The sequence below is a fragment of the Lachnospiraceae bacterium genome (assembly GCA_022794035.1).
Lineage (GTDB): Bacteria > Bacillota > Clostridia > Lachnospirales > Bianqueaceae > CALWPV01.
Genome location: JAAWDX010000001.1, coordinates 276,278 through 296,462 on the forward strand (window position 1 = coordinate 276,278; position 20,185 = coordinate 296,462).

At 49.0% G+C, this 20,185-nt stretch carries 23 protein-coding genes; 12 read left to right on the forward strand and 11 right to left on the reverse strand.

All coding sequences use genetic code 11. The features are described from left to right. The first annotated feature begins 9 nt into the window (after positions 1 to 9). A complete protein-coding gene (locus HFE64_01245; GenBank protein MCI8632097.1) occupies positions 10 to 1,608 on the forward strand; it encodes an ABC transporter ATP-binding protein in 1,599 nt (532 codons plus the stop codon). A 35-nt stretch (positions 1,609 to 1,643) separates the two neighbouring features. Beyond that, positions 1,644 to 2,318: a type 1 glutamine amidotransferase-like domain-containing protein gene (locus HFE64_01250; protein ID MCI8632098.1), complete on the forward strand. Its 675-nt coding sequence runs from the start codon at positions 1,644 to 1,646 to the stop codon at positions 2,316 to 2,318. 91 nt (positions 2,319 to 2,409) lie between these two features. On the opposite strand, the gene HFE64_01255 is transcribed toward HFE64_01250, so the two are convergent. The 5 genes from HFE64_01255 to HFE64_01275 form a co-directional block, all read right to left on the reverse strand. After that, entirely contained in the window at positions 2,410 to 3,006 is a 597-nt protein-coding gene (locus HFE64_01255) for an ECF transporter S component (GenBank protein MCI8632099.1), read from the reverse strand. A gap of 28 nt (positions 3,007 to 3,034) precedes the next feature. After that, entirely contained in the window at positions 3,035 to 3,634 is a 600-nt protein-coding gene (locus HFE64_01260) for a TIGR04100 family radical SAM protein (GenBank protein ID MCI8632100.1), read from the reverse strand. Positions 3,635 to 3,650: 16 nt separating this feature from the next. Next, on the reverse strand, positions 3,651 to 4,148 hold the full coding sequence (locus tag HFE64_01265) for a TIGR04002 family protein (protein ID MCI8632101.1): 498 nt from the start codon (positions 4,146 to 4,148) through the stop codon (positions 3,651 to 3,653). Next, a complete protein-coding gene (locus HFE64_01270; protein MCI8632102.1) occupies positions 4,135 to 5,022 on the reverse strand; it encodes a pyridoxamine kinase in 888 nt (295 codons plus the stop codon). The genes HFE64_01265 and HFE64_01270 overlap by 14 nt, the downstream gene beginning before the upstream one ends. 105 nt (positions 5,023 to 5,127) lie before the next feature. Next, the gene (locus HFE64_01275) at positions 5,128 to 6,495 is read right to left on the reverse strand and encodes an MATE family efflux transporter (GenBank protein ID MCI8632103.1); all 1,368 of its coding nucleotides are present in this window, start codon (positions 6,493 to 6,495) and stop codon (positions 5,128 to 5,130) included. 122 nt (positions 6,496 to 6,617) lie between these two features. Between HFE64_01275 and HFE64_01280 the strand changes: the two genes are divergently transcribed. The 9 genes from HFE64_01280 (at position 6,618) to HFE64_01320 (ending at position 15,568) form a co-directional block, all read left to right on the forward strand. Continuing rightward, a complete protein-coding gene (locus HFE64_01280) occupies positions 6,618 to 6,968 on the forward strand; it encodes an arsenate reductase family protein (GenBank protein ID MCI8632104.1) in 351 nt (116 codons plus the stop codon). An 11-nt stretch (positions 6,969 to 6,979) separates the two neighbouring features. Continuing rightward, on the forward strand, positions 6,980 to 7,660 hold the full coding sequence (locus tag HFE64_01285) for an HAD family hydrolase (GenBank protein ID MCI8632105.1): 681 nt from the start codon (positions 6,980 to 6,982) through the stop codon (positions 7,658 to 7,660). A gap of 183 nt (positions 7,661 to 7,843) precedes the next feature. Then, positions 7,844 to 8,905, forward strand: a complete 1,062-nt coding sequence (locus HFE64_01290) for a Gfo/Idh/MocA family oxidoreductase (GenBank protein ID MCI8632106.1) — start codon at positions 7,844 to 7,846, stop codon at positions 8,903 to 8,905. A 94-nt stretch (positions 8,906 to 8,999) separates the two neighbouring features. Continuing rightward, entirely contained in the window at positions 9,000 to 9,668 is a 669-nt protein-coding gene (gene sdaAB, locus HFE64_01295) for an L-serine ammonia-lyase, iron-sulfur-dependent, subunit beta (protein MCI8632107.1), read from the forward strand. 17 nt (positions 9,669 to 9,685) lie between these two features. Continuing rightward, positions 9,686 to 10,561, forward strand: coding sequence for an L-serine ammonia-lyase, iron-sulfur-dependent, subunit alpha (gene sdaAA / locus HFE64_01300; GenBank protein ID MCI8632108.1), 876 nt, complete (start codon positions 9,686 to 9,688; stop codon positions 10,559 to 10,561). Positions 10,562 to 10,718: 157 nt separating this feature from the next. Beyond that, a complete protein-coding gene (locus HFE64_01305; GenBank protein MCI8632109.1) occupies positions 10,719 to 12,176 on the forward strand; it encodes a sulfatase in 1,458 nt (485 codons plus the stop codon). Between the two features lie 118 nt (positions 12,177 to 12,294). Continuing rightward, positions 12,295 to 13,671, forward strand: a complete 1,377-nt coding sequence (locus HFE64_01310; protein ID MCI8632110.1) for a hypothetical protein — start codon at positions 12,295 to 12,297, stop codon at positions 13,669 to 13,671. A gap of 94 nt (positions 13,672 to 13,765) precedes the next feature. After that, on the forward strand, positions 13,766 to 14,551 hold the full coding sequence (locus tag HFE64_01315; protein MCI8632111.1) for a MerR family transcriptional regulator: 786 nt from the start codon (positions 13,766 to 13,768) through the stop codon (positions 14,549 to 14,551). Positions 14,552 to 14,671: 120 nt separating this feature from the next. Continuing rightward, entirely contained in the window at positions 14,672 to 15,568 is an 897-nt protein-coding gene (locus HFE64_01320; protein ID MCI8632112.1) for a phosphotransferase, read from the forward strand. Positions 15,569 to 15,795: 227 nt separating this feature from the next. Here HFE64_01320 and HFE64_01325 read toward each other — a convergent pair whose 3' ends face one another. After that, positions 15,796 to 16,335, reverse strand: a complete 540-nt coding sequence (locus HFE64_01325) for an NUDIX domain-containing protein (GenBank protein ID MCI8632113.1) — start codon at positions 16,333 to 16,335, stop codon at positions 15,796 to 15,798. A gap of 214 nt (positions 16,336 to 16,549) precedes the next feature. On the opposite strand from HFE64_01325, the gene HFE64_01330 reads away from it, so the two are divergent. Then, positions 16,550 to 17,416, forward strand: a complete 867-nt coding sequence (locus HFE64_01330; protein ID MCI8632114.1) for a rhomboid family intramembrane serine protease — start codon at positions 16,550 to 16,552, stop codon at positions 17,414 to 17,416. 201 nt (positions 17,417 to 17,617) lie between these two features. Here HFE64_01330 and HFE64_01335 read toward each other — a convergent pair whose 3' ends face one another. The 5 genes from HFE64_01335 to HFE64_01355 form a co-directional block, all read right to left on the reverse strand. Continuing rightward, positions 17,618 to 18,013 (reverse strand): hypothetical protein, encoded by a 396-nt coding sequence (locus tag HFE64_01335; protein ID MCI8632115.1) that lies wholly within the window; start codon positions 18,011 to 18,013, stop codon positions 17,618 to 17,620. Beyond that, positions 18,010 to 18,360 carry a hypothetical protein gene (locus HFE64_01340; protein MCI8632116.1) on the reverse strand — a complete coding sequence of 117 codons (351 nt, stop codon included), beginning with the start codon at positions 18,358 to 18,360 and terminating at the stop codon, positions 18,010 to 18,012. The genes HFE64_01335 and HFE64_01340 overlap by 4 nt, the downstream gene beginning before the upstream one ends. A gap of 615 nt (positions 18,361 to 18,975) precedes the next feature. Next, complete coding sequence (locus tag HFE64_01345; protein MCI8632117.1) at positions 18,976 to 19,287, reverse strand: hypothetical protein; 312 nt, start codon at positions 19,285 to 19,287, stop codon at positions 18,976 to 18,978. A 158-nt stretch (positions 19,288 to 19,445) separates the two neighbouring features. Further along, positions 19,446 to 19,685, reverse strand: coding sequence for a hypothetical protein (locus HFE64_01350; GenBank protein MCI8632118.1), 240 nt, complete (start codon positions 19,683 to 19,685; stop codon positions 19,446 to 19,448). Between the two features lie 69 nt (positions 19,686 to 19,754). After that, complete coding sequence (locus tag HFE64_01355) at positions 19,755 to 20,180, reverse strand: hypothetical protein (GenBank protein MCI8632119.1); 426 nt, start codon at positions 20,178 to 20,180, stop codon at positions 19,755 to 19,757. Between the last annotated feature and the right edge of the window lie 5 nt (positions 20,181 to 20,185).

Sequence of the window (20,185 nt, forward strand, 5' to 3'; positions counted from 1 at the left end):
AAAACTATTATGAATAAAAAAACATTATCGATGTTAAAGAGAGAAATGTCCCATTTTGAAGGATTTATAATTCTGTGTGTTATTGATGGGATTTTAAACTTATTGGGGCAAGGTATTAGTATTTGGGGAACAAAAGTATTGGGTGATATTGTTTGTGGAGATGCTTCAAAATTTAAAATATTAGTTTTGGTAATTGTTTTGTATGTAACCGCTTGGCAGGGGCTTATTTTGGGTTTAGGGTATCTCAGAAAAAGGCTGCTTTGGAGCACTGAGATAACAGTTCGCGAGAAGCTATTAAAACAGATATTTGATAGTGAAGCTGAAGGCCTTTCGGTCGACATATATATAAATGAACTTGAAAAAACAATGCAGATCTATAATGAATACTTTAGGTATAGTATTATAGGATTATGTGCCATTGTTGGTTCAATTATAATGGGGGGCATATTAGACTGGAGATTATTACTTATATCCTTTGTCTTAGGTGGAATCATTTTTATAATTAATATACTTATATCGGGGAGAATATCAGCTAAGGCAAATAAACTATGGGATAAATACAATAATATAAATAAGAAAATAAGGAAAATGTTTAAATGTTTTGAACTGATATATACTTTTCCAAAGAATGATTTGTTCATTAAGGATTTTAAAAAAATGAATGAAGAAATTGCAAAAAATAGAGAGAATGCAATGGGAACTTATGCGAAAATTGATGCAGTGTTTCCAATTGTCTTTTTTCTTTTTCAGGTATCTTTCTTGGGCATTGGTTTTTTCTTCATGAGTAAAAAAATATTATCCTTAGGCATAGTTTTAGGATCTTTGCAGTCTGCCAATATTATTATGGGAAATATAAATTATTTGGGTGGGGGCTTTTCGGTACAACAAGAAAAAATAACAGCAGCGAATCACATTGCGGATGTACTAAGCGCTAAAAAAGAATCTAGTATAGTTTTAAAAGAAGAAATGAATACACTTTGTAGTGTGGTCGATGTATCGTATTATAATGATGACAAGAAATACATATTAAAAAATCTATTTTTGGATTTGAACAAGGGAGATTTTATAAGAATATGTGGAAAAAATGGAGCCGGAAAGTCTACTTTATTACATATATTATTGGGGCTTAAAAAGGCAAAAAGCGGGAATGTGATGTGGAAAAAAATGGACTCAGAAGAAAGTTTTGAATCATATAGGGAAAAGAATATTGGTTATGTTCCGCAAAATCCGTATATAAAAAAAGAGTGGTCTTTAGAAGAAAACATTGTTAATAAAGGCGAAACTATTAACACAGATAGATTGCAAAAATTAATATGTGATTTTGGATTACAAAATTTTAAAAGGAAAATGAGTGTCGGTACAGTATCGGGCGGAGAATTAAAAAAGATATGTATAGTTAGGGCTCTATATAAGGAGTCGGCAATTCTTATATTAGATGAACCGTTTGTTAATTTGGATGCTCATTCAATTAATGAGCTGAAATTATGGCTAGAAATGGAAAATGAAAAGGGTGTTACAATAGTAATGATTTCACATAAAAATAATATCAAGTTTAAAAATGAAAAATTAGTTTTTTTGAAGGAAGAAGGAAGAATTGAGAAAGTTTAAAGTAGTGAATGCTAAACAAGGAGGGAACAGGATGTATGATTAACATTTTGCTTGAGGGATATGATATAGATGCTGATTGGCTCTATGATGAATTAAAAAAATATATTAGACCAACGGATTTGGTTGCGATTGTTGCCTTTTCTTTTCGGGATGATCGCGTTCAATCCGAAGCAGATTGGAATTTGCTATACAGCAAAGAAAATGGTAAATATTATGACGGATTCGTAAGTGCATTTGCTTCTTATGGAATCCCGGAACGCAATATTAGCATAGTCAATTATTTTGCAGATACGCAGGAATCAGCAAAGCAAAAAATTGAGAATGCCGATATTATTTATTTTCTTGGCGGGTTGCCGGATAAGATGATGGAGCGGATTAGAGAATTTGATCTATGTGACAGTTTGATGAGGCATAAAGGAGTTATCATGGGCTATAGTGCCGGTGCGGTCATTCAATTTTCTGAGTATTATTTATCGCCGGAAGAGGATTATCCGGAATTCAGATATTATGATGGCCTTCCATATTTAGATCATTTCTATATTCAGGTCCATTATGAGGAAACAGAGGCGCAAAACGATGCAATACGGCGGGTACTTACAGAACGGGGTAAAGATGTATATGCCATCATGCGGGGGGCAGGAGCACTGCTTGTAGAAAATGGAAAGATCAAACAGATTGGCAATGTCAAAAGGATCAGGCCAATAAAATGAAATAATACAATAAACGTATTTGCCAAAAAAGAAAAGCATCCTTATATGAAAAGGATGCTTTTATGATTCATAGAGCTATAAAGCAGAAACATCATCTAATTTTCGGCAGCAGATGCGCTTTCTTCATAGCCGGCCGCAGCGCCATATAAAGAGCGGTGGATACGACTACGGAGGTGATAGCATTGATAGAGGTGGAGGCGATATTCCAGGCGAGCGTAAGTTCGGCAGCTGGCTTTCCAAGGATCAGCAGCTTATAGAAATATCCCACCAGAGGATCAAAAATTACATTGAATAAAAGACCGGCGATGGAGGCAAGCAGCGCATAGAGCAAAATGTGCTTCCGATCCTCTGTTTCAGAGATCTTGCCGATTTTATGCGCAACGAGGCCGGTAATCAAGCCGATGCAAAGCTTTAAAATAAAGGTCTTAGGCGCATACAGGATATAAACCGGATCGAACAGATCGCCAATTGTCATGCCAAGTGCGCCGCCGATGCCGCCCCAGAGGCCGCCCAGGAGCAGTGCGCCTAACACGCACACAGCGTTGCCGAGGTGAATCGAGGTCTGATCACCGCCGGGGAGCGAGATCTTGATTTGCAAAAAGGTAAAGACGACATAGGAGAGCGCAGCAATCAAACCGCACAAAACAATTTTCATTAAGCGCTCGCGTGAAGTAGAATAGGATTTCATAATGGTGTACTCCTTTAATAGATAAAATTTATTCTTCGTACCGGCGGATGAGCAAAGGAACGCCGATACGCTGACTGATGGCCTTGCAGGTCTCGATTTCCTCAGGATCCAAAATATCCACAATGCTTAGGCGCACATGAGGAACATATTTCAAACAGTTCTGGGCAAATTGAAGCAGCGCATCAAAAGAGCCGATGCCAAATTTGCTGCGGGTGATCTGCAGATAATTCTCTGCATTTCCTGCATTCATGCTGATAGAGACAGAGTCAATCAGGCCCTCCAGTAGAGCAGCGGTATTCTTTCCATAGCTTAGGTCGGAAAGACCATTGGTATTGATGCGAATCGAAGTGGCGGTGACGGACTTTAGGTATCGAGCAACCTCCAGCAGCACATCTAAGCGCTCAGTGGGCTCTCCATAGCCGCAAAATACGATTTGATGATAGGGGGACAGATCCCAGCCCTTTAGCTCATCGATGACTTCCTGAGCAGAAGGCTCATGCTCCAGCCATAAGGAATCGGCGCTGCCAACAGCGTCTTTTTTATTGCGTACGCAGAAGGTGCAGGCGCAGGTGCAGCGGTTGGTGAGATTGATATACAGATTATCAGAAAAGGTATATAAAACGCTCATGAAAAAACCTCCGGATTTACTGAAATAGAGTGCGGATGGAAAGGCGGTCAAGCAAATGCCCCAAAGTGACATACAGACAGGCGCTGATAAGAGGCGGGGCAAGATCGGTGCCTAAGCGAATAACGGGGATGAGCCAGTCCTCAAAGAGCAGGCCTGTGGCAATATAATAGCCGACTAGGTTGATGCAGAGCGCAGCGGCAAGGCCGATGAGATTGCGCTTACAGATAATGCGTTCAGTGCGCGCCGAAAAACAAAGTGCGATCAGAGCCTTGATCAGAAGCGTAGGCCCCGTCCAGAGAGGAAAGGTAAGCAGATCAGCAAGCCCGGCGCCGATGGCGGCAGCGAAAGCACTGTACGGAAGCGGCAGCAGAGAAGCCGCCAAAAATATAAAGGCATCGCCAAAGTGAATGTAGCCGTTTAAAAACGGAATATGTAGGATATAGGCGGTAAATACGAAGATGATGGCGGTAAATAACGCCGAAAGCACCAGCGTTTTAGTTTTAGGAGATCGCATGCAGAGGCTCCTTTCCGGAAAACAAAGAAGAAAGCAAGGGTTCAAAGGCAATGCCCTCCTGCAGAGGAATTTGGCGCTGCTCTGAATCATGCATGGCCCTGCCGACAAAATCGGCAGCCTCACAAACAGCCTGCTTTAACGAATAGCCCTGTAGGAGACGGCCTAAAAGAAGCGAGCTGAACAGATCGCCTGTGCCTACGCGCCGCTGCGGGGTAGGCTCCGTCCAAACCCATTCAGGATCAGCATGAGGCCGGATAATCAGATTGCCCATTTGACTACCGCGCAAAATGCCGGTAATCACAGCGCTTTGGCAGCCGAGAGCCAGCAGGCGGGACGCCATGCAAAATAAGGTCTTATCATTCGGCTCAGGCTCATAGGGCATATCAGTCAGTTTAGCAGCCTCCGTCAGATTAGGGGTAATGAGATCGGCCAGCGCAGCCAGCCGCCTCAGCTGGTCGCAGAGGGCGTCGGTATAGGGCGGCGGAATCACGCCGTCGTCGCCCATCACAGGGTCAACGAGTACAAATGCATTTTCAGCAAAGCGCTGAATGAAACTCCGTACAATGTCAATCTGCGCGGCTGATCCTAAAAAACCAGTGTACACGCCGTCAAAGGTTAGCTGCAGATGCTCCCATTCAGCCAGATAGGCCGGCATCTTGGCGGTATAATCATCAAAGAAAAAGCGGTCGAAGCCGCAATGGCTGGATAAAATGGCCGTGGGCAGAGGGCAGCACTGCAGCCCAAGTACAGAGAGGAGCGGCAGCTGCACCGCCAGAGAGCAGCGCCCGAAGCCGGTTAAGTCATTGATGACGGCAATCCGCTTGGGCATGGCTTTTGCCGCCGTCTGGTTAGCGCTTTGCGCGGTGGATAACAAAAAAACCCCCTCCTTCTGTAGTAATGATTTCCCATTATATCGCAAACTGACCATATTGAAAGTGTCAGTTTTTGAATAATTTATAGTATCAGAAGGAGGGGAAGTTTAGGCGTCTTGAAAGGCCTTTAGCTCGGGCAGCACGATGAGCAGCATGCTGATGAAGCAGGCGAGGCCGCCGATGAAGTTGGAGATGGGCTCGGCCATGAATACGCCGCTCGTGCCAAGGCCGGCAATATGCGGCAGCAGATAGGTGAGCGGAACGACCATGATGGCCTTGCGGAAGAGGCTGAAAAAGATGGCCTGCTTCTTTTTGCCAAGCGCTTTGAATACGGTCTGGCCCACGGCCTGTAGCGATTGAAAAACAAAGGTCAGGAAATAGAGGTGAAGGGCCGGGGCCGCCTTGGGCAGCAGCACTTCATCGGTGCTGAAAATGGAGATCCAGAGCGCCGGATTCCATTCGATCAGCAGCCACATAATGAGCGTGTAAAAAATGGTGATCCCCGTCATCAAAAAGATGGCCTTTCGGACATGCTGCGCCTGCCGGGCGCCGTAGTTGTAGCTGATGATGGGCGAGGCCCCTTCGACGATGGCCGTGATGGGCGTATCCATGATCTGGCGCACCGAGGTGACGATGGTCATGATCGAAACATAGATCTCGCCGCCAAAACGCATCAGCATGGTGTTGCAGGAAATCTGCACAAGGCTGTTGGTGCACTGCATGATAAATAGTGCGCTGCCGAGGCCTATGATGTCTTTGGCAAATGGAAAATAATCCTTTACATGGGTTTCGCGCTTAAAAGAAAGTGTGACCGGCAGCCTGCCCGCGCGGATATGGAAAAGCACGAAGAGCATCGAAAGCCCCTGAGAAATCACAGTTGCGATCGCGGCGCCCGCCACGCCGAGATCCATAACGAAGATGAACAGAGGATCCAGCAGCAGGTTGGAAACAGCGCCGATCACCACAGAGAGCATGCCGATATTAGGAAAGCCCTGTGCGTTGATGAAAGGGTTCATGCCGGTGGTGATCATCGAGAACAGTGTGCCCAAAAGATAGATGCGCAGATAGCTCAGCGCAGCCGGCATGGTGAGCGCAGAGGCGCCAAATAGACGCAGCAGCGGCTCTGCAAACAGCTCCCCAAAGAGGGTAATTAAAAAAGCAGTGAGGCACAGCAGACGGAAGGCGGTGTTCATGAGTTTTTGCGCCTTTGGCGCTTCACCGCGGCCAAGGGCCATGGAAAAGAGCGGCGCGCCGCCCATGCCGTACATGTTGGTGAAGCCGGTGATGAGCATGATGACGGGAAAGCAGAGGCCGACGGCGCCGAGCGCGGCGGAGCCTTCACCGGGGATTCTTCCTATGTAAATCCTGTCTACGACGCTGTAGAGCAGGCTGAGCATCTGGGCAACCAGCATGGGGAGGGCGGTTTTGGCGATGCCGCGTGCGATTTTGCTGCTGCCGAAATCGACTTGTTTCATGAGCGGGGCTCCTTTCTGGAAAATATATCGTAATTTATGCTACTCTAAAGAAAAGGGTACAATTGACAGTATATTATTTTATTGATATAATTTCAACCACTTTTAATGAGGAGGAGATTGCGATGATATTGATATGGTATCCTAAATGTTCTACCTGCCAGAAGGCTAAAAAATGGCTGGACGAGCACGGTATACGCTATACAGAGCGGCATATCGTGGAGGAGAATCCTGCCTATGAGGAGCTGAAGCAGTGGCATGAAAGGAGCGGACTGCCGCTGAAACGGTTTTTTAATACCAGCGGCCTGATGTATAAGGAGATGCAGCTGAAGGATCGGCTGGCGGCCATGAGTGAGGAGCAGCAGCTGGAGCTTCTGGCGAGTCACGGGATGCTGGTCAAGCGGCCGCTTGTGGTGACGGAGGAAGCGGTGCTGGTTGGCTTTAAAGAAGCGGAGTGGGCGGAGAAGCTGTTATAAGCGATGAGATCATGATTAAAAATATTATATTTGACGTGTATGGCACTCTGATCTCAACAGGAAGCGGATCAGTAGAAGCAACAAGACGTATTCTGAATCATAAGGGGCTGACATTAAACCCGAATGATGTATATAGGGTCTGGAAAATATATCATAGGGAGCATATGGAAGCATTGACTGAATTCGTAACAGAGAAAGAGATTTTTATTAAGGACTTAGCCCGAATATATGAAGAGTACGGCATTATGGGAGAGGCGGAAAAGGATGTAGAGCCTATGCTTGAATCCTTGTATGGAAGGTGTGTATTTGAAGATACGCTAAAGGTAATTGCAGATTTCAAAAAGAAGTATCGGATTGCAATCGGTTCTACGACAGATTCGCTGCCATTAAAAGAAAATATGGCTCTGAATGGACTGGAAATAGAAGCTGTGTATACATCGGAGTCGCTGCAGGTTTATAAGCCTAGGGGAGAATTCTATAAACAAATTTTGCAGCGTCAGGGCTGGAAGGCGGCAGAATCATTATATGTGGGGGATTCATATTTAGAAGACGTTGTGGGCCCTAAAGCGATTGGGATGAAAGCAGTTTTGATTGACCGTAAAAATCGATATGTAAATGAAAACTGGCTGATTGCTCCGGATGCCGTGATTAAAACGCTATATGAATTAGAGGATCAGGTTTTAGAGCTTTAGTAGATTTTCTGATTGGTGATATGTTAAATATCCCCCTGTTCATGGCGGATCAGACGGATCGATTGATTGGCCTAGCGTTACAACTTCCCTCACAAAACTATTGAAAAATGAGGTCATTGCGTTTACAATAAGGGCATAAAGCATCCTCATAAAAAAGAGGAGCAACGAAAAGGAGATTTATCTATGGATAAAATCAAGGTAGCCGTGATCGGCTGCGGTACGATTGCCAATTCAGCGCATATCCCCGCGTACATGAAAAATGAAAAGGCAGAGATCAAATACTTCTGCGATATCATCCCCGAGCGGGCAGAGAAGGCAGTAGAGACCTACGGCTGCGGCACGGCCATTACTGACTATCATGAAGCGCTGGCCGATCCGGAGATTCAGGCTATTTCCGTTTGCACGCCCAACAACATGCATGCGCAGATTTCTATCGACGCCATGCGCGCCGGCAAGGATGTGCTCTGCGAAAAGCCTGCCGCCCGCACCTATCAGGAGGCGCTGGAAATGCAGAAGGTGCAGCATGAGACAGGCCGCATTTTAAACATCGGCGTGGTCAACCGTTTCAATGACAGCGTCAACCGCATCAAAAAAATTATCGACGCCGGCGAACTGGGCGAGCTGTATAGCATCTATGTTAGCTTCCGCGCACACCGTTCGATTCCCGGACTGGGCGGCCCCTTCACCACCAAAGCCATCGCAGGCGGCGGCGCGCTGATCGACTGGGGCGTGCACTACCTTGATATCGTTATGTACTGCTCCGGAGATCCCAAACCGCTGACCGTCAGCGGCGAGGCCTTTTGCAAGCTGGGCAAGGACATGAAAAATTATGTGTATACTCATATGTGGTCCGAAATGACCAAAGACGTCAACGGTACCTATGATGTAGAAGACTCCGTGGTCGGCATCATCCGCACCGAGGGACCCGTCATCACCATTAACGGTGCGTGGGCGCAGAACATCGGCAAGTCAGAGCCCTATATCGACTTTATGGGCACCAAAGCCGGCATTCGTCTGCAGTACGGCGGCGGCTTCACCATGTACAGCACCAAAGACGGCGCTCTGACAGAGACAACGCCTACCTACAAAATGACCAATCATTTTGAGAACGAAATCGGCGCCTTCCTCGACTGCACGCAGACGCGTGAAAAATTGCCGTCCCATATCGACGTCAATATCATTACTTCTCGCATGATGCAGGCGATTTACGATTCTTCTGAAGCACACAAAGAAATTCAGCTATAAATCAAATCATCGATTGTTTGACCGCCGCAGGCGGAAATCAAATCCGGGTGGTCGCTCTGACGGCGGCCGCCCGATTTTTAAAAGGGAGGTAGGCATGAGAGAAATCAGTGTGTTTGACGTAATCGGTCCCAATATGATCGGACCTTCCAGCTCACACACGGCGGGGGCGCTGCGCATTGCGCTGATGGCCAAGAAAATGGTGCAGGCGCCGATTAAAAAGGTACGGTTCATTTTATACGGCTCCTTTGCACGGACCTACAAGGGGCATGGCACAGACCGGGCGCTGCTCGGCGGTATTTTAGGATACGACGCAGAGGATAAGCGGATTCGTGATTCCTTTCAATATGCCGCAGAAGCCGGGATTGAGTATAAGTTTGATATCAATACCACCAACCGCGATGTGCACCCCAATACAGTAGAGATTCTGATCGATGATGCCGAGGGCGGGCATATGGAGATCATGGGTGAGTCCATTGGCGGCGGCAATGCGCTGCTGCGCCGGATCAACGGCATCGAGATCAGCATCACTGGCAATTATCAGACCATGATCATCATGCAGAAGGATGAGCCGGGTGTGGCAGCCCATGTGACTAAATGCTTTTTTGAGGAGGGGATCAACATTGCCTTTCTTAATATATATCGTGAAAATAAAGGCGAGATTGCCTTTTCCGTTATCGAGGCCGATGATGAACTGCCGGAGTCGCTTGTAGAAAAGGTAAAGGCTTTTCCGGCGATTCAGCAGGTGAATCTGATTCAATTATAAGGAGAAATAGAAAAGCCATGCTAAATTTTGTAAATGGAAAAGAATTATTGGAAATTTGCCGTCAGCAAAATTGCAGCATTTCCCGGGCAATGATTGATCGGGAAATCCGTTATTTCTCTAGTGATGAGGAGAGCATCCGCGCGCGTATGCGGCATTCTTATGATATTATGAAGGAAGCAGTGGAGGAAGGGCAGACGCAGGAGATTCATTCTATGGGCGGCCTGATCGGCGGCGAGGCGAAAAAGATTACCGCGCATCGTAAGGAGACAGAGCCCATCTGCGGCAGTATGATCTCAAAAGCCATGTCATATGCCATGGGCGTATTAGAGGTCAATGCTTCCATGGGTCTGATCGTAGCAGCGCCGACAGCCGGCAGTTCCGGAGTAATCCCGGGCGTTTTTAGAGCGCTTCAGGAGGAGTATCATTTTTCTGATGAAGAGATGGTCGAGGCGCTGTTCAACGCCGGCGCCGTAGGCTATCTGATTACCTATAATGCAACCGTCGCCGGCGCCGAGGGAGGCTGTCAGGCAGAGATTGGCGCGGCAGCGGCCATGGCAGCATCAGCAGCCGTACAGCTAATGGGCGGCACGCCCAAGCAGTGCTTAGACGCCGCCAGCTCTGTGATCGGCACCATGCTAGGACTTGTCTGCGACCCCATCGGCGGTTTGGTTGAAGCGCCATGCCAGAAGCGCAATGCAGTCGGCGCCTCCAATGCGCTGGTCTGCGCAGAGATGACGCTGAGCGGCGTAGGCAATCTGATTCCGTTTGATGAGATGGTAGAAGCCATGTATAAGGTCGGCCGCAGCCTTCCCTATGAGCTGCGTGAAACGGCGCTGGGCGGCGTGGCCGCAACGCCGACGGCCTGCGAGCTCTGCGGTAAATGCACGCAATAAAGCATATAAGGAGAGTAATGTGAAAAATCAGCTCGATAGCTGATTTTTCACATGGCTATTTGTGACGAAGCGCCACAAATAGCTTTTAGCGCAGGAGCAAATTTGATATTTGCACCGCGCCCCTCAGCGTTAAAGCGCTTCGGAATGGAGAAGTGAAATGAGAGTATTATATGTAGACATCGATACCCTGCGCCCGGATCATATGGGCTGCTATGGGTACAGCCGCAACACAACCCCCAATTTTGACGAGGTGGCCAAAGAAGGTGTGCGCTTTGACGAATATTACTGTAGCGACGCCCCCTGTCTGCCCAGCCGCGCCGCCCTTATCAGCGGTATGTTCGGCATCCATAACGGCGCGGTAGGTCATGGCGGCACAGCCGGTGACAAGCGTTATGTGGGAGCACCGCGCGATTTTCGCGACCGCAACGACAGCAATAACTTTAACAATATTTTCCGAAAGGCCGGCATGCACACCGTGTCCATCAGCTCTTTCCCGGAGCGTCATTCCTCATGGTGGTATAATGCAGGCTTTAACGAGATGTATAATGTAGGAAAAGGCGGTATGGAATCCGGCGAAGAAGTGCTGCCGATCGCACTGGACTGGCTGGAGCGCAATCAGGACCGCGATAGCTGGTACATGCATGTGCACCTGTGGGATCCGCATACGCCGTACCGTGCGCCTGCCGAGCTCGGCAATCCCTTTAAGGACGAGCCGCAGCTGCCATGGCTCACAGACGAGGTGCTGGAGGAGCACAAACAGATGACCGGACCGCATGGCGCGCAGGAAATCGGCATGTATACCGATGCACCCAATCCGCGCTATCCGCGCCATCCCGGCCGCGTAGACACGCCCGAGCAGCTCAAGGACTTTATCGATCAGTACGACTGCGGCGTGTACTGGGCTGATCATTTGATTGGACAAATCTTTGACAAGCTGAAGCAGCAGGGCATTTATGAAGACACAGCCATCATCATTTCCTCCGATCACGGCGAAAATCTGGGCGAGCTGGGGCTGTACGCCGAGCATGCCACCGCAGATTACCCCACCTGTCACATCCCCATGATCATCAAGTGGCCCGGCTGTCAGAAGGGCATTGTCGATGAGGCCTTCCACTATCAGATCGATCTGGTGCCCACCGTGGCGGATTTGCTGGAGGTGCCGCATTATGAAAAATGGGATGGCAGCTCCTATGCGCCCACGCTGCAGACCGGCGAGACCTGCGGACAGGATCATCTGATCATTTCCCAGTGCGCCCATGTGTGCCAGCGCAGCGCCCGCTTCGACGATTGGGTATATGTGCGCACGATTCACGACGGCTATCACCTGTTTGACCGAGAGATGTTATTTAATGTAAAAGATGATCCGCATGAGCAGCACGATGTCAAGGCTGAGCATCCAGACGTTTGCGCGCGCGGCGCGAAAATGATTCTGGACTGGCAGGAAGCACAGATGCTGAGCTCGGACAGCGAGGTGGATCCGCTCTGGACGGTGATGCGCGAGGGAGGGCCGCTGCATGCGCGCGGCCATCTGAAGGAATATTTAGAGCGTTTGGAGGCGACGGGACGTGCGGAAGGAGCCCGGATTCTGCGTGAACGGCATCCGAATGAAATATAATGTAACTTAATTATTACAAATTTATTACAGGTATTGACAAATCTGTAAAACTCCTTTATAATATTATCAACACTTGTTAAAAACAGGTGTGGAATATTTTAAAGGAGTTTTTCATTTTATGCATACATCTAAGAGAAATAGGAAAAAACGGGGGATGTTAGAGGCCGGCGCAGTGCTGGGCGCGCTGCTGCTTTTTATGAATGTAAGCGCGGCGCCGCTGAGCGGGAGAAATGCCTCCATTCAAACGGGGAGCCTTCAGACGGAGGCGCTGATGATGGACGCGGCTGCAGGACAAATGAAAATCAACTCCATAACGGATTTTGAATATAAAGAAACGGTTGCCTTGTTAGATCAGAAAATTATGCAGGCAAACAGAGAGATTATCTTAAACGGGGATGCGGCGGAAGCGATTGAGCTGTGTGAGCGGTTCTATACGGCGGCTGATTTTGAGGCGCTGCAGATGCCTAAGGTCAGCGCGTTGGAAGGGGCAAGGCTTTTGACTGAGCCCGGCGAGGCCGGCAGCGAGATTCATACTTTTGACGGCAGCGATAGCGTGACGGTATTATACCGCTATGAGGACAGCAATTTCTATTATGTTGAATATAAAGAAACATATCGCGGATATGTGGAGGCGAGCGGCCTGGATATGTCCATCTTGAGCGAAAAGCAGATCGAACAGGTCAGCGAGATCAATCGCTGCCGCTTTGCTGCGATTGCCTCTGGGGATATTCAGCTGCATGCAGGCCCTTCCGAATATGCAGAGATTCAGGCAATAATTGAAAACGGAGTCATTCTTACAGTTGTCGATGTACAGGATGAATGGCTGAAGGTAAGCGTAGCGGATTCTACCGGATATGTGAAAAAGGATGCCGTGACGCCGGCACGTATGCTGACGGCTGAGGTGGATGCCGAAGGGTATATTAAGAGTGTGCGTGCAGAGCTTGAGCTGAAAGAGAAGGAAGAGCAGGAACAGCGCGAAAAGGAAGCGGCTGAACGTGCGGCGCAGCAGGCAGTAGCGGATGAGAATGCCGATGGATCCTATGATCAAGGTGCTGATGAAACGCAGACGCCATCCTCTGGAGGGGCAACAAGCAGCGGCAGCACTGGAAATAATGTAAGCTCTTCCGTGGGATCAGCAATTGCCAGTACAGCCCTGAATTATTTGGGGGTACCGTATGTATACGGCGGCTCCTCTCCTTCAGGTTTTGACTGCTCTGGGTTAGTGTATTACAGTGCGATGGTGAATGGTATTGCTCTTCCACGCTGTGCGGATGATCAGTACTATGCAGGCGGCACTTATGTTTCTTACGCGGATCTGGCAGTAGGCGATCTGGTATTCTTCTCTGCTGACTGGTCAAATGAGATTGAGCATGTAGGTATCTATGTAGGCGGCGGACAGTTTGTGCATGCACCGCATACCGGCGATGTAGTTAAGATCAGTACGATTACAGATTATTACGCCCGCAATTATTGGGGAGCACTTAGATTAGGATAAGGTGTATAGAGCCAAAGGCCCCCTCTGAGCAGTTACGGTGGTATGCTGCTCAGAGGGGGCCTTTGGTTTTAAAGGTTTGCAGATGGGAATGAAAATGAATAAACAAGAATACGGTTTTGCACGGAAGGAAGAAGCTAACTGGGTTCCTGGGGAGGAAGAATTGAGGATTGGAGCTGTGTCGCAGCTTACCGGCGTGAAAGCGGGAACGATCCGCTTTTATGAAAAATGTGGTTTCCTGGAACCTGTGAAACGTCTGCCTAACGGGTACAGGATATTTTGCAGAAGGCATATTTTTCAGATTCGAGTCTGCAGACTTGTGTTTGGCGGTTTTGTAAACAGGCGGCTTAGAAGGATAAGCAGGGAAGTTTTGCAGGCGTCGAGAGATTGGAATCAGGAGGCTTACCGTCAGGCGGCGGATAAGTATTTGCAGGCAGTGAAGGAGGACATCGGGAGAACGAAACGGGCCGTTGATATTGTGATGGACAGGCTGCAGGAAACCAGAGATGACGGTTTATTCTATACGAAAAAGCAGGCCGCCGCATTGGCAGGAGCGACATCCGAGACCATTCGGAACTGGGAACGCAATGGCCTGCTTAGACAGAGAGCCCAGTATGAGAAAAGGCTCTATTCACAGCAGGAGCTGAGCCGGATGTATGTGATAAGGTTGCTGCTGGACAATGGATACAGTATGATGGCAGTGAGGCGTTTTTTGGAAGAATATGACGGAGGAAGCAGAGAACTGGCTATACAGCAGCTCATGGAGCCGGGAGAAAATGAAGATCTGATTTATCGGGCGGATCGATATATGGAAACATTGCTGGCGGCAAAAGAAAAGGCCGGACGGCTTTGCGCTCTGGCAGATGAGATGGAGGAAATTTAAACCTTCTATTTATGCACCACTTTTTTAAAAAATGCTATGCTGTCTGCATTAACCGGTTTTTGTGGAAATAATTTGGATTTATGAAGATGCGAAGTAACGGAGTTGCGAAAGGACAGAAATATGGATATAAACCGTGCGAAAGCTTATTTGGAAAAAAATGAGAAAAAGGTATTTGCAGGAGGAAAAAGCGGGGCTAAGGTATACGATATTGAAGGAAAGTATGTTCTAAAACAAATATACAGGGCGGAGCTTGGAAATGATGAGCTGTATGAGGCCTATCGAAAGGAAGCCTGGTGGTATGCCAATGGCGGCTCAGGGCTTGGCTGTCTGCCAGAGGTGCTTGACCTGAGAAGCACGGAAGAGGAGATTTCGATTTTGATGAAACGGTATCGGATGCTTTCGCGGCGGGAAATAAAGACAGAGCTGCTAGAAAAAATCATGAGAAGTCTTGCATCTGTACATGTCTCGGAAATTCCGCTATTTTTAAGGCAGAAGCAGCATGCGGCGCAGCCCCTTTCGGAGGAACAGATTCGCACCTGCGTAGAAGGCTGGCATGCAGTACTGGATGAGCATCCAGGCGTTTTTGACGGTGCGCTGCTGGAGTGTATTGCAGAAAGGATTAACCCAATTATCTCCTGGCACAGTTCTGAGGAGACAGTGCTGAGTCATGGCGACTTTCATTGGGATAATCTGCTGATGGACAATGAGGGCAGAATTCTCATCTGTGACTGGCAGGGAGTGGAAGCCGGAACGGCATCGGGTGATCTGAGCTTTTTCTTCGGGAGGCTGCGAGGGGACGGGATACAGCTGAAAGAGCAGGAGGTCGTTGAATCCTACGGGCGGGAGATAAGGCGTCTTTCTGGGAAAAGGGTTACATGGGAGGAGATGGATGGACATATCCGAGCAGCCAATGTGATTACTTCTTTTACCTGCTGGCATGCATATCTGCATGGGAGCGGCGAGGAAAGAGTTAGGGAGATTTATGAAAAAATGGTGACGGACAGTCATAGCATCTGAGTTGCCAAGGGCCTCCTTCCGGGCAGCTACGGTGGTATGCTGCCCGGAAGGAGGCCCTTGGCTTTAAAGGTTTGTTTTGGTCGAAACTTGATAAGGATAAATGTTATGATACAGAAAAGAAGTCCTTTTTCAGATGGGTGTTGCTGATGCTCGATTAAAAAAACCTTTGTCAAAATACCGGAACCGGGCGGTCGCCTCTCCAAGGTGAGCGCCCGACAAATGGGAATTTATTGATTGAATAGCCCTTCTGCGATTAGCAATTCAAGAACACGGGCCTCGCGTTCAAACATCATCGGATTATACGGACTCTGTGTCACATGACGATTTTTCCTGATCGCAGTATCCGGCTCAACATACTCTAGCGTATAGGCTTCCTCCGCTTCATAGCCGTCAAGTTCTTGGGAAACGGCCTCATCTGCACTTTCACAAAGATAGTAATAGTTATCCTGAATAAAACACTCCGTTTCGTCCTGGTCGCTTCTTTGAATTCGATGCACATATCCGTATTCTTTGACGGTATCCGGCAGGACAACTAAACCCGATTCCTCCCGAGTTTCCCGGATCATCGCATCCACAGGGGTTTCGCCTTCCTCGATTCCGCCACCCGGAAATTTGTAATAGTCGTACTTAATGCTATGAATCATGGCGATTCTTTTCCCTTTGATCATGATACTTCTGGCAGAGTTGCGGACAAACGAATGGGTGCATTGATCGTAGTCCTTTTTGTCCATTTCAAACAGCAGTCTCATGACAGCCTCCATAATCATAAGCGTCGATTTGTCGAGCCGATTATATCACGCACTTTTTTCCATTTCAAGTGGCTGTCAGTGCAATCGCCAATGGCCAGAGCCGCCAACACGGAAGTGAAAAGGAACTCCCTTTTTCCGCAATTCCCGGAATTCACAAAATAGTGGATGACTTTTCCCGCGGAACAGGGTATAATGTACCTTACAGAAAAACGAAAAACAGGAGGGAAACCCATTGAAAAAGCTGAGCAGCGCCGTAGACCGCTTCGCCCTGGAGCACCCCCGCTTCGGCCTCCCGGGCCTGATGCGCTATATCGTGTTCGGAAACGTGATCGCCTTTTTCCTGCTCCGCCTGACCGGCGCCGCCGTCCTCTACCTCGGCTTCGACTGGTACGCCATTCTCCACGGCCAGATCTGGCGTCTCGTCACCTTCATCTTCATCCCCCAGACCGCAGAGCCCTTCCAGCTCATCCTCTCGCTCTATTTCATCTATTTCATCGGCACCATGCTGGAGCGGGAGTGGGGCACGCCCCGCTTCAACCTGTACTACCTCTCCGGCGTCGTCCTCACCATCCTGGCCGCCGTCATCAGCCACTACGCCTTCGGCTACAGCAGCGTCCTGGGGACCTACTACGTCGGCATGTCCATGTTCCTGGCCTTCGCCGCCCTCTACCCCGACGCCCAGCTCCTTCTGATGTACATCATTCCCATCAAGGCGAAGTGGCTGGCCCTGGCGGACCTGGCCCTGTTCGGGGTGGATATCGTAAAGGCGCTTCTCCGGGGGAATTACCTCTCCGCCCTGCTCCCGATTGCCGCGCTGCTGAATTTCCTGATTTATTTCTGGTACGATATCTCCGACGCCATAGACCGCAGCCGCGGCTGCGCCCGCCACCGGAATTCCCATCAGACGATCCAGTTCAAGGCGGCGGTGCGCCAGCAGCGGAAGAAGGAGGCGGAGCGTGGCTACCGCCACAAATGCTGCATCTGCGGCCGCACGGACACGGAGTACCCGAACCTGGAGTTCCGCTACTGCTCCCGCTGCGCCGGGTACCACTGCTTCTGCCAGGACCATATTACCAACCATGAGCATTTCCGGGAGTGACTTACTTTTTTTCTTGAAAGAAAAAAAGTAAGCAAAAAAAGAACTTTTTAACTCGACGCGAATCTGGTGGGTGTTGAAGCCTTCCGCATGGTAACGCAGTAATAGCAAGTGGGTCCTTCCATTGTAATGGAAGGACCCACATATTTTTACTTTACTGAACATCGGCTCAAAATACAAAACAACGCTGCGTAATACAGCTCCTTAACCAAGCTGAGCCTGGTACACGCTGGAAAAATTGTCCGCTGGTACAGAGAACAGAAAATTCCTCATTGGCGCTCCTGATTCCTCAATGTAGAAGCTAACCGTCCCCTCCCCTTGCAGGGCCTCCAGAACCGCGGGGCAATCCTCTTCACTGACGGCAAGGCGGTCTTCGCTCGCCTGTATGGCGCCTGTCAGGCTGTGGTCCGCGCCGTCGGGGGTCCGCATGGTGATGTTGTATGCAAGCGTTTGGTCCGGGAAGGTGTTTATAAGTTTGCTGTTGCCGTATCTGTACAGGGAGAAAGCAATCCCGCCCTCCTGATCCGCCTGAAGCTCCGCAGTCAGTTCCCCGTCGGAAGAAGCGATGTCGTTGAAGGTGCCGGTAAAGGGCGTCTTCACGGTGATATACCACCTGTCGGTGGGCTGCTGGGAGTCGTCCAGATAGTAGTCTGCGTACCAGATGCCTCAGCTGTGCTGGGCTCGTCGTCTTCGGGTGTCTTGTCGGTGTCTTTTTCTCCGACGCCGATCTTGGCGAGGATGCCGTCAAGGGGTGTTTTGCTCAGAAGGCCATCCATTGCGTCCATAAACCGCGGCGTCATAGACAAGCCGCCTGCGATCATGACCAGGCTCAATATTATGCCGATAATCGGTGGAATTTTCGAGTCCCAGTTGACCACACAGATGATCAGCCAAATCAGATATCCAATGAAGCTGGCCGCTCCGACGCCTAGAAGTATCGTTCCCATCCTGGTTTCTCCTTTGTATATACTCCGCGCCTGTAGATTTTTCAACATATTACCATATTCGTCTCCCAAAATCAAGCAAGCCCGCGGGGAAATGGAAAGTCCTGACGCGCATTTTATGGCGCACCTCCATGGCCCCAGGGACAGGATGCCAAGTCCGAAAGCCCTCTGCAAAGCTCTTGACTGCTGACTTCGGCCTGTGTATCCTATCTCATAAGTATCTTCATTGCTTTCAGCTAAAGCGAGCAAAAGGCGCGAAAAAGTAAGCAGTAGGTGAGGAAAAAAAGAACCATTGTCAACACCGTAAAAAGCAGCTGTCCATAGTTTGTCTAGGAGGTAGCAGTACATCCCCCGGCATAGATGAGTGGATGGAGGCGGACCGGAAGCTGCCGCGGAAACGGCGGCACTACCACCGCTTGGTGGAGGAGCAGGGCTGCTGGGGCAGCTGCAGCAGTGAGAAGCGGTACATGCGGAAGAAGTTCGTACGAGGCGGACAGCAGAGAAATACCTGCCCCAGGCACATCCTGAAGGACATGGACAGATGGATTTCGGAGAGAGACTATGACTCTCAGGGCAGAGGGTGTAAGGGCTGCATGCTAACGGTGTCTTACCCGCAGTTCAACAAGCCGAAACTTCCACTCCAAGCTGTACCATGCTGGTTATATCTTCTTCTGGCGTGTCAGAGAGAATGATAATCGAAACAAAACTGATTTTCCGGATTCTTGCCAGCCAGTCTGATTGCTGCATACTCCGAAGATAGTCCAGGTCCGCAATCAAAAGGTGAAATGTATGCTGCCCCAATAACCGGCCCGCTTCTTGCACTGTAAAGGATTCCGTGAAATGCAGCCTGTAATGATACCGAAAAATCCGATCCTTTAGTTCAGCTAATACTTTATTGGGCAAACCGATTGCCAGCGCATTATGTTCCATGCAAATCACTTCTTTCCCAATGTGCGCTGCCCTCCGAATCGAAAAAAGACAGCGGCTTATTTCTAAACCGCTGTCATAGAAATCGGTAAATAAGATGCAAAATGCCTTTCAAAAGCAGTCCTTGCTTTTTGTTGGCAGGTTAGAGTTCTATATTGCGTTTAAACTTCAAACAGGCCGCTGACCCTTTTGAGATTTCTAATAATCGGCAAATGCTGGGGACAATGCTGCTCACACTGTTTACATCCGACACAGGACGAGGCTTTTCCCATCCCCAACGAGGTCGTGTAATGCGTGTAATAGCTTTTGGCGAGGGGGATTTGCCGTTCACCAAATTTATCCACCTCATTTACTAACTTGAAAAAGTCAGGAATACCAATTTTCTGGGGGCATCCATCCACACAGTACCGGCAGCCGGTGCAGGCAATGGTTTCTTTCGAGGTAATGATCCCGGCGACTTTTTCTACAAGCTATTTTTCCTCCTCTGTGAGCGGCTGGAAGTTGTCCATGTAGGAAAGATTATCCTCCAGCTGCTCTGGGGTGGTCATGCCGGACAGGACCATCGCCACGTTGGGCAGACTGGCGGCGAACCGCACCGCCCAGGACGCAGCCGACAGATCCGGCTGAGCTTTCTTGAGCAGTTCCTCCGCTTCGGGCGGAACATTAGACAGCAAGCCGCCCTTGACTGGCTCCATGACCAGCACCGGCTTGTTGTGCGCTACAGCAACCTGATAGCACTTCCGAGACTGTACTTCCGGATTCTCCCAATCGGCGTAGTTGATTTGCAGCTGCACATACTCCATTTCCGGGTGTCGAGTCAGGATTTCGTCCAGCACGTCCGCTGTATCGTGGAAGGAGAAACCGATATGACGGATTTTTCCCTCGGCTTTTTCCAGGCGGC

Bases quoted from the DNA above. Each gene is read 5' to 3' on its own strand.
- HFE64_01245 (MCI8632097.1), top strand. From the start codon at position 10: ATGAATAAAAAAACATTATCGATGTTAAAGAGAGAAATGTCCCATTTT.
- HFE64_01250 (MCI8632098.1), top strand. From the start codon at position 1,644: ATGATTAACATTTTGCTTGAGGGATATGATATAGATGCTGATTGGCTC.
- HFE64_01255 (MCI8632099.1), bottom strand. From the start codon at position 3,006: ATGAAATCCTATTCTACTTCACGCGAGCGCTTAATGAAAATTGTTTTG.
- HFE64_01260 (MCI8632100.1), bottom strand. From the start codon at position 3,634: ATGAGCGTTTTATATACCTTTTCTGATAATCTGTATATCAATCTCACC.
- HFE64_01265 (MCI8632101.1), bottom strand. From the start codon at position 4,148: ATGCGATCTCCTAAAACTAAAACGCTGGTGCTTTCGGCGTTATTTACC.
- HFE64_01275 (MCI8632103.1), bottom strand. From the start codon at position 6,495: ATGAAACAAGTCGATTTCGGCAGCAGCAAAATCGCACGCGGCATCGCC.
- HFE64_01280 (MCI8632104.1), top strand. From the start codon at position 6,618: ATGATATTGATATGGTATCCTAAATGTTCTACCTGCCAGAAGGCTAAA.
- HFE64_01285 (MCI8632105.1), top strand. From the start codon at position 6,980: ATGATTAAAAATATTATATTTGACGTGTATGGCACTCTGATCTCAACA.
- HFE64_01290 (MCI8632106.1), top strand. From the start codon at position 7,844: ATGGATAAAATCAAGGTAGCCGTGATCGGCTGCGGTACGATTGCCAAT.
- sdaAB (MCI8632107.1), top strand. From the start codon at position 9,000: ATGAGAGAAATCAGTGTGTTTGACGTAATCGGTCCCAATATGATCGGA.
- sdaAA (MCI8632108.1), top strand. From the start codon at position 9,686: ATGCTAAATTTTGTAAATGGAAAAGAATTATTGGAAATTTGCCGTCAG.
- HFE64_01305 (MCI8632109.1), top strand. From the start codon at position 10,719: ATGAGAGTATTATATGTAGACATCGATACCCTGCGCCCGGATCATATG.
- HFE64_01310 (MCI8632110.1), top strand. From the start codon at position 12,295: ATGCATACATCTAAGAGAAATAGGAAAAAACGGGGGATGTTAGAGGCC.
- HFE64_01315 (MCI8632111.1), top strand. From the start codon at position 13,766: ATGAATAAACAAGAATACGGTTTTGCACGGAAGGAAGAAGCTAACTGG.
- HFE64_01320 (MCI8632112.1), top strand. From the start codon at position 14,672: ATGGATATAAACCGTGCGAAAGCTTATTTGGAAAAAAATGAGAAAAAG.
- HFE64_01325 (MCI8632113.1), bottom strand. From the start codon at position 16,335: ATGATTATGGAGGCTGTCATGAGACTGCTGTTTGAAATGGACAAAAAG.
- HFE64_01340 (MCI8632116.1), bottom strand. From the start codon at position 18,360: ATGGGAACGATACTTCTAGGCGTCGGAGCGGCCAGCTTCATTGGATAT.
- HFE64_01345 (MCI8632117.1), bottom strand. From the start codon at position 19,287: ATGGAACATAATGCGCTGGCAATCGGTTTGCCCAATAAAGTATTAGCT.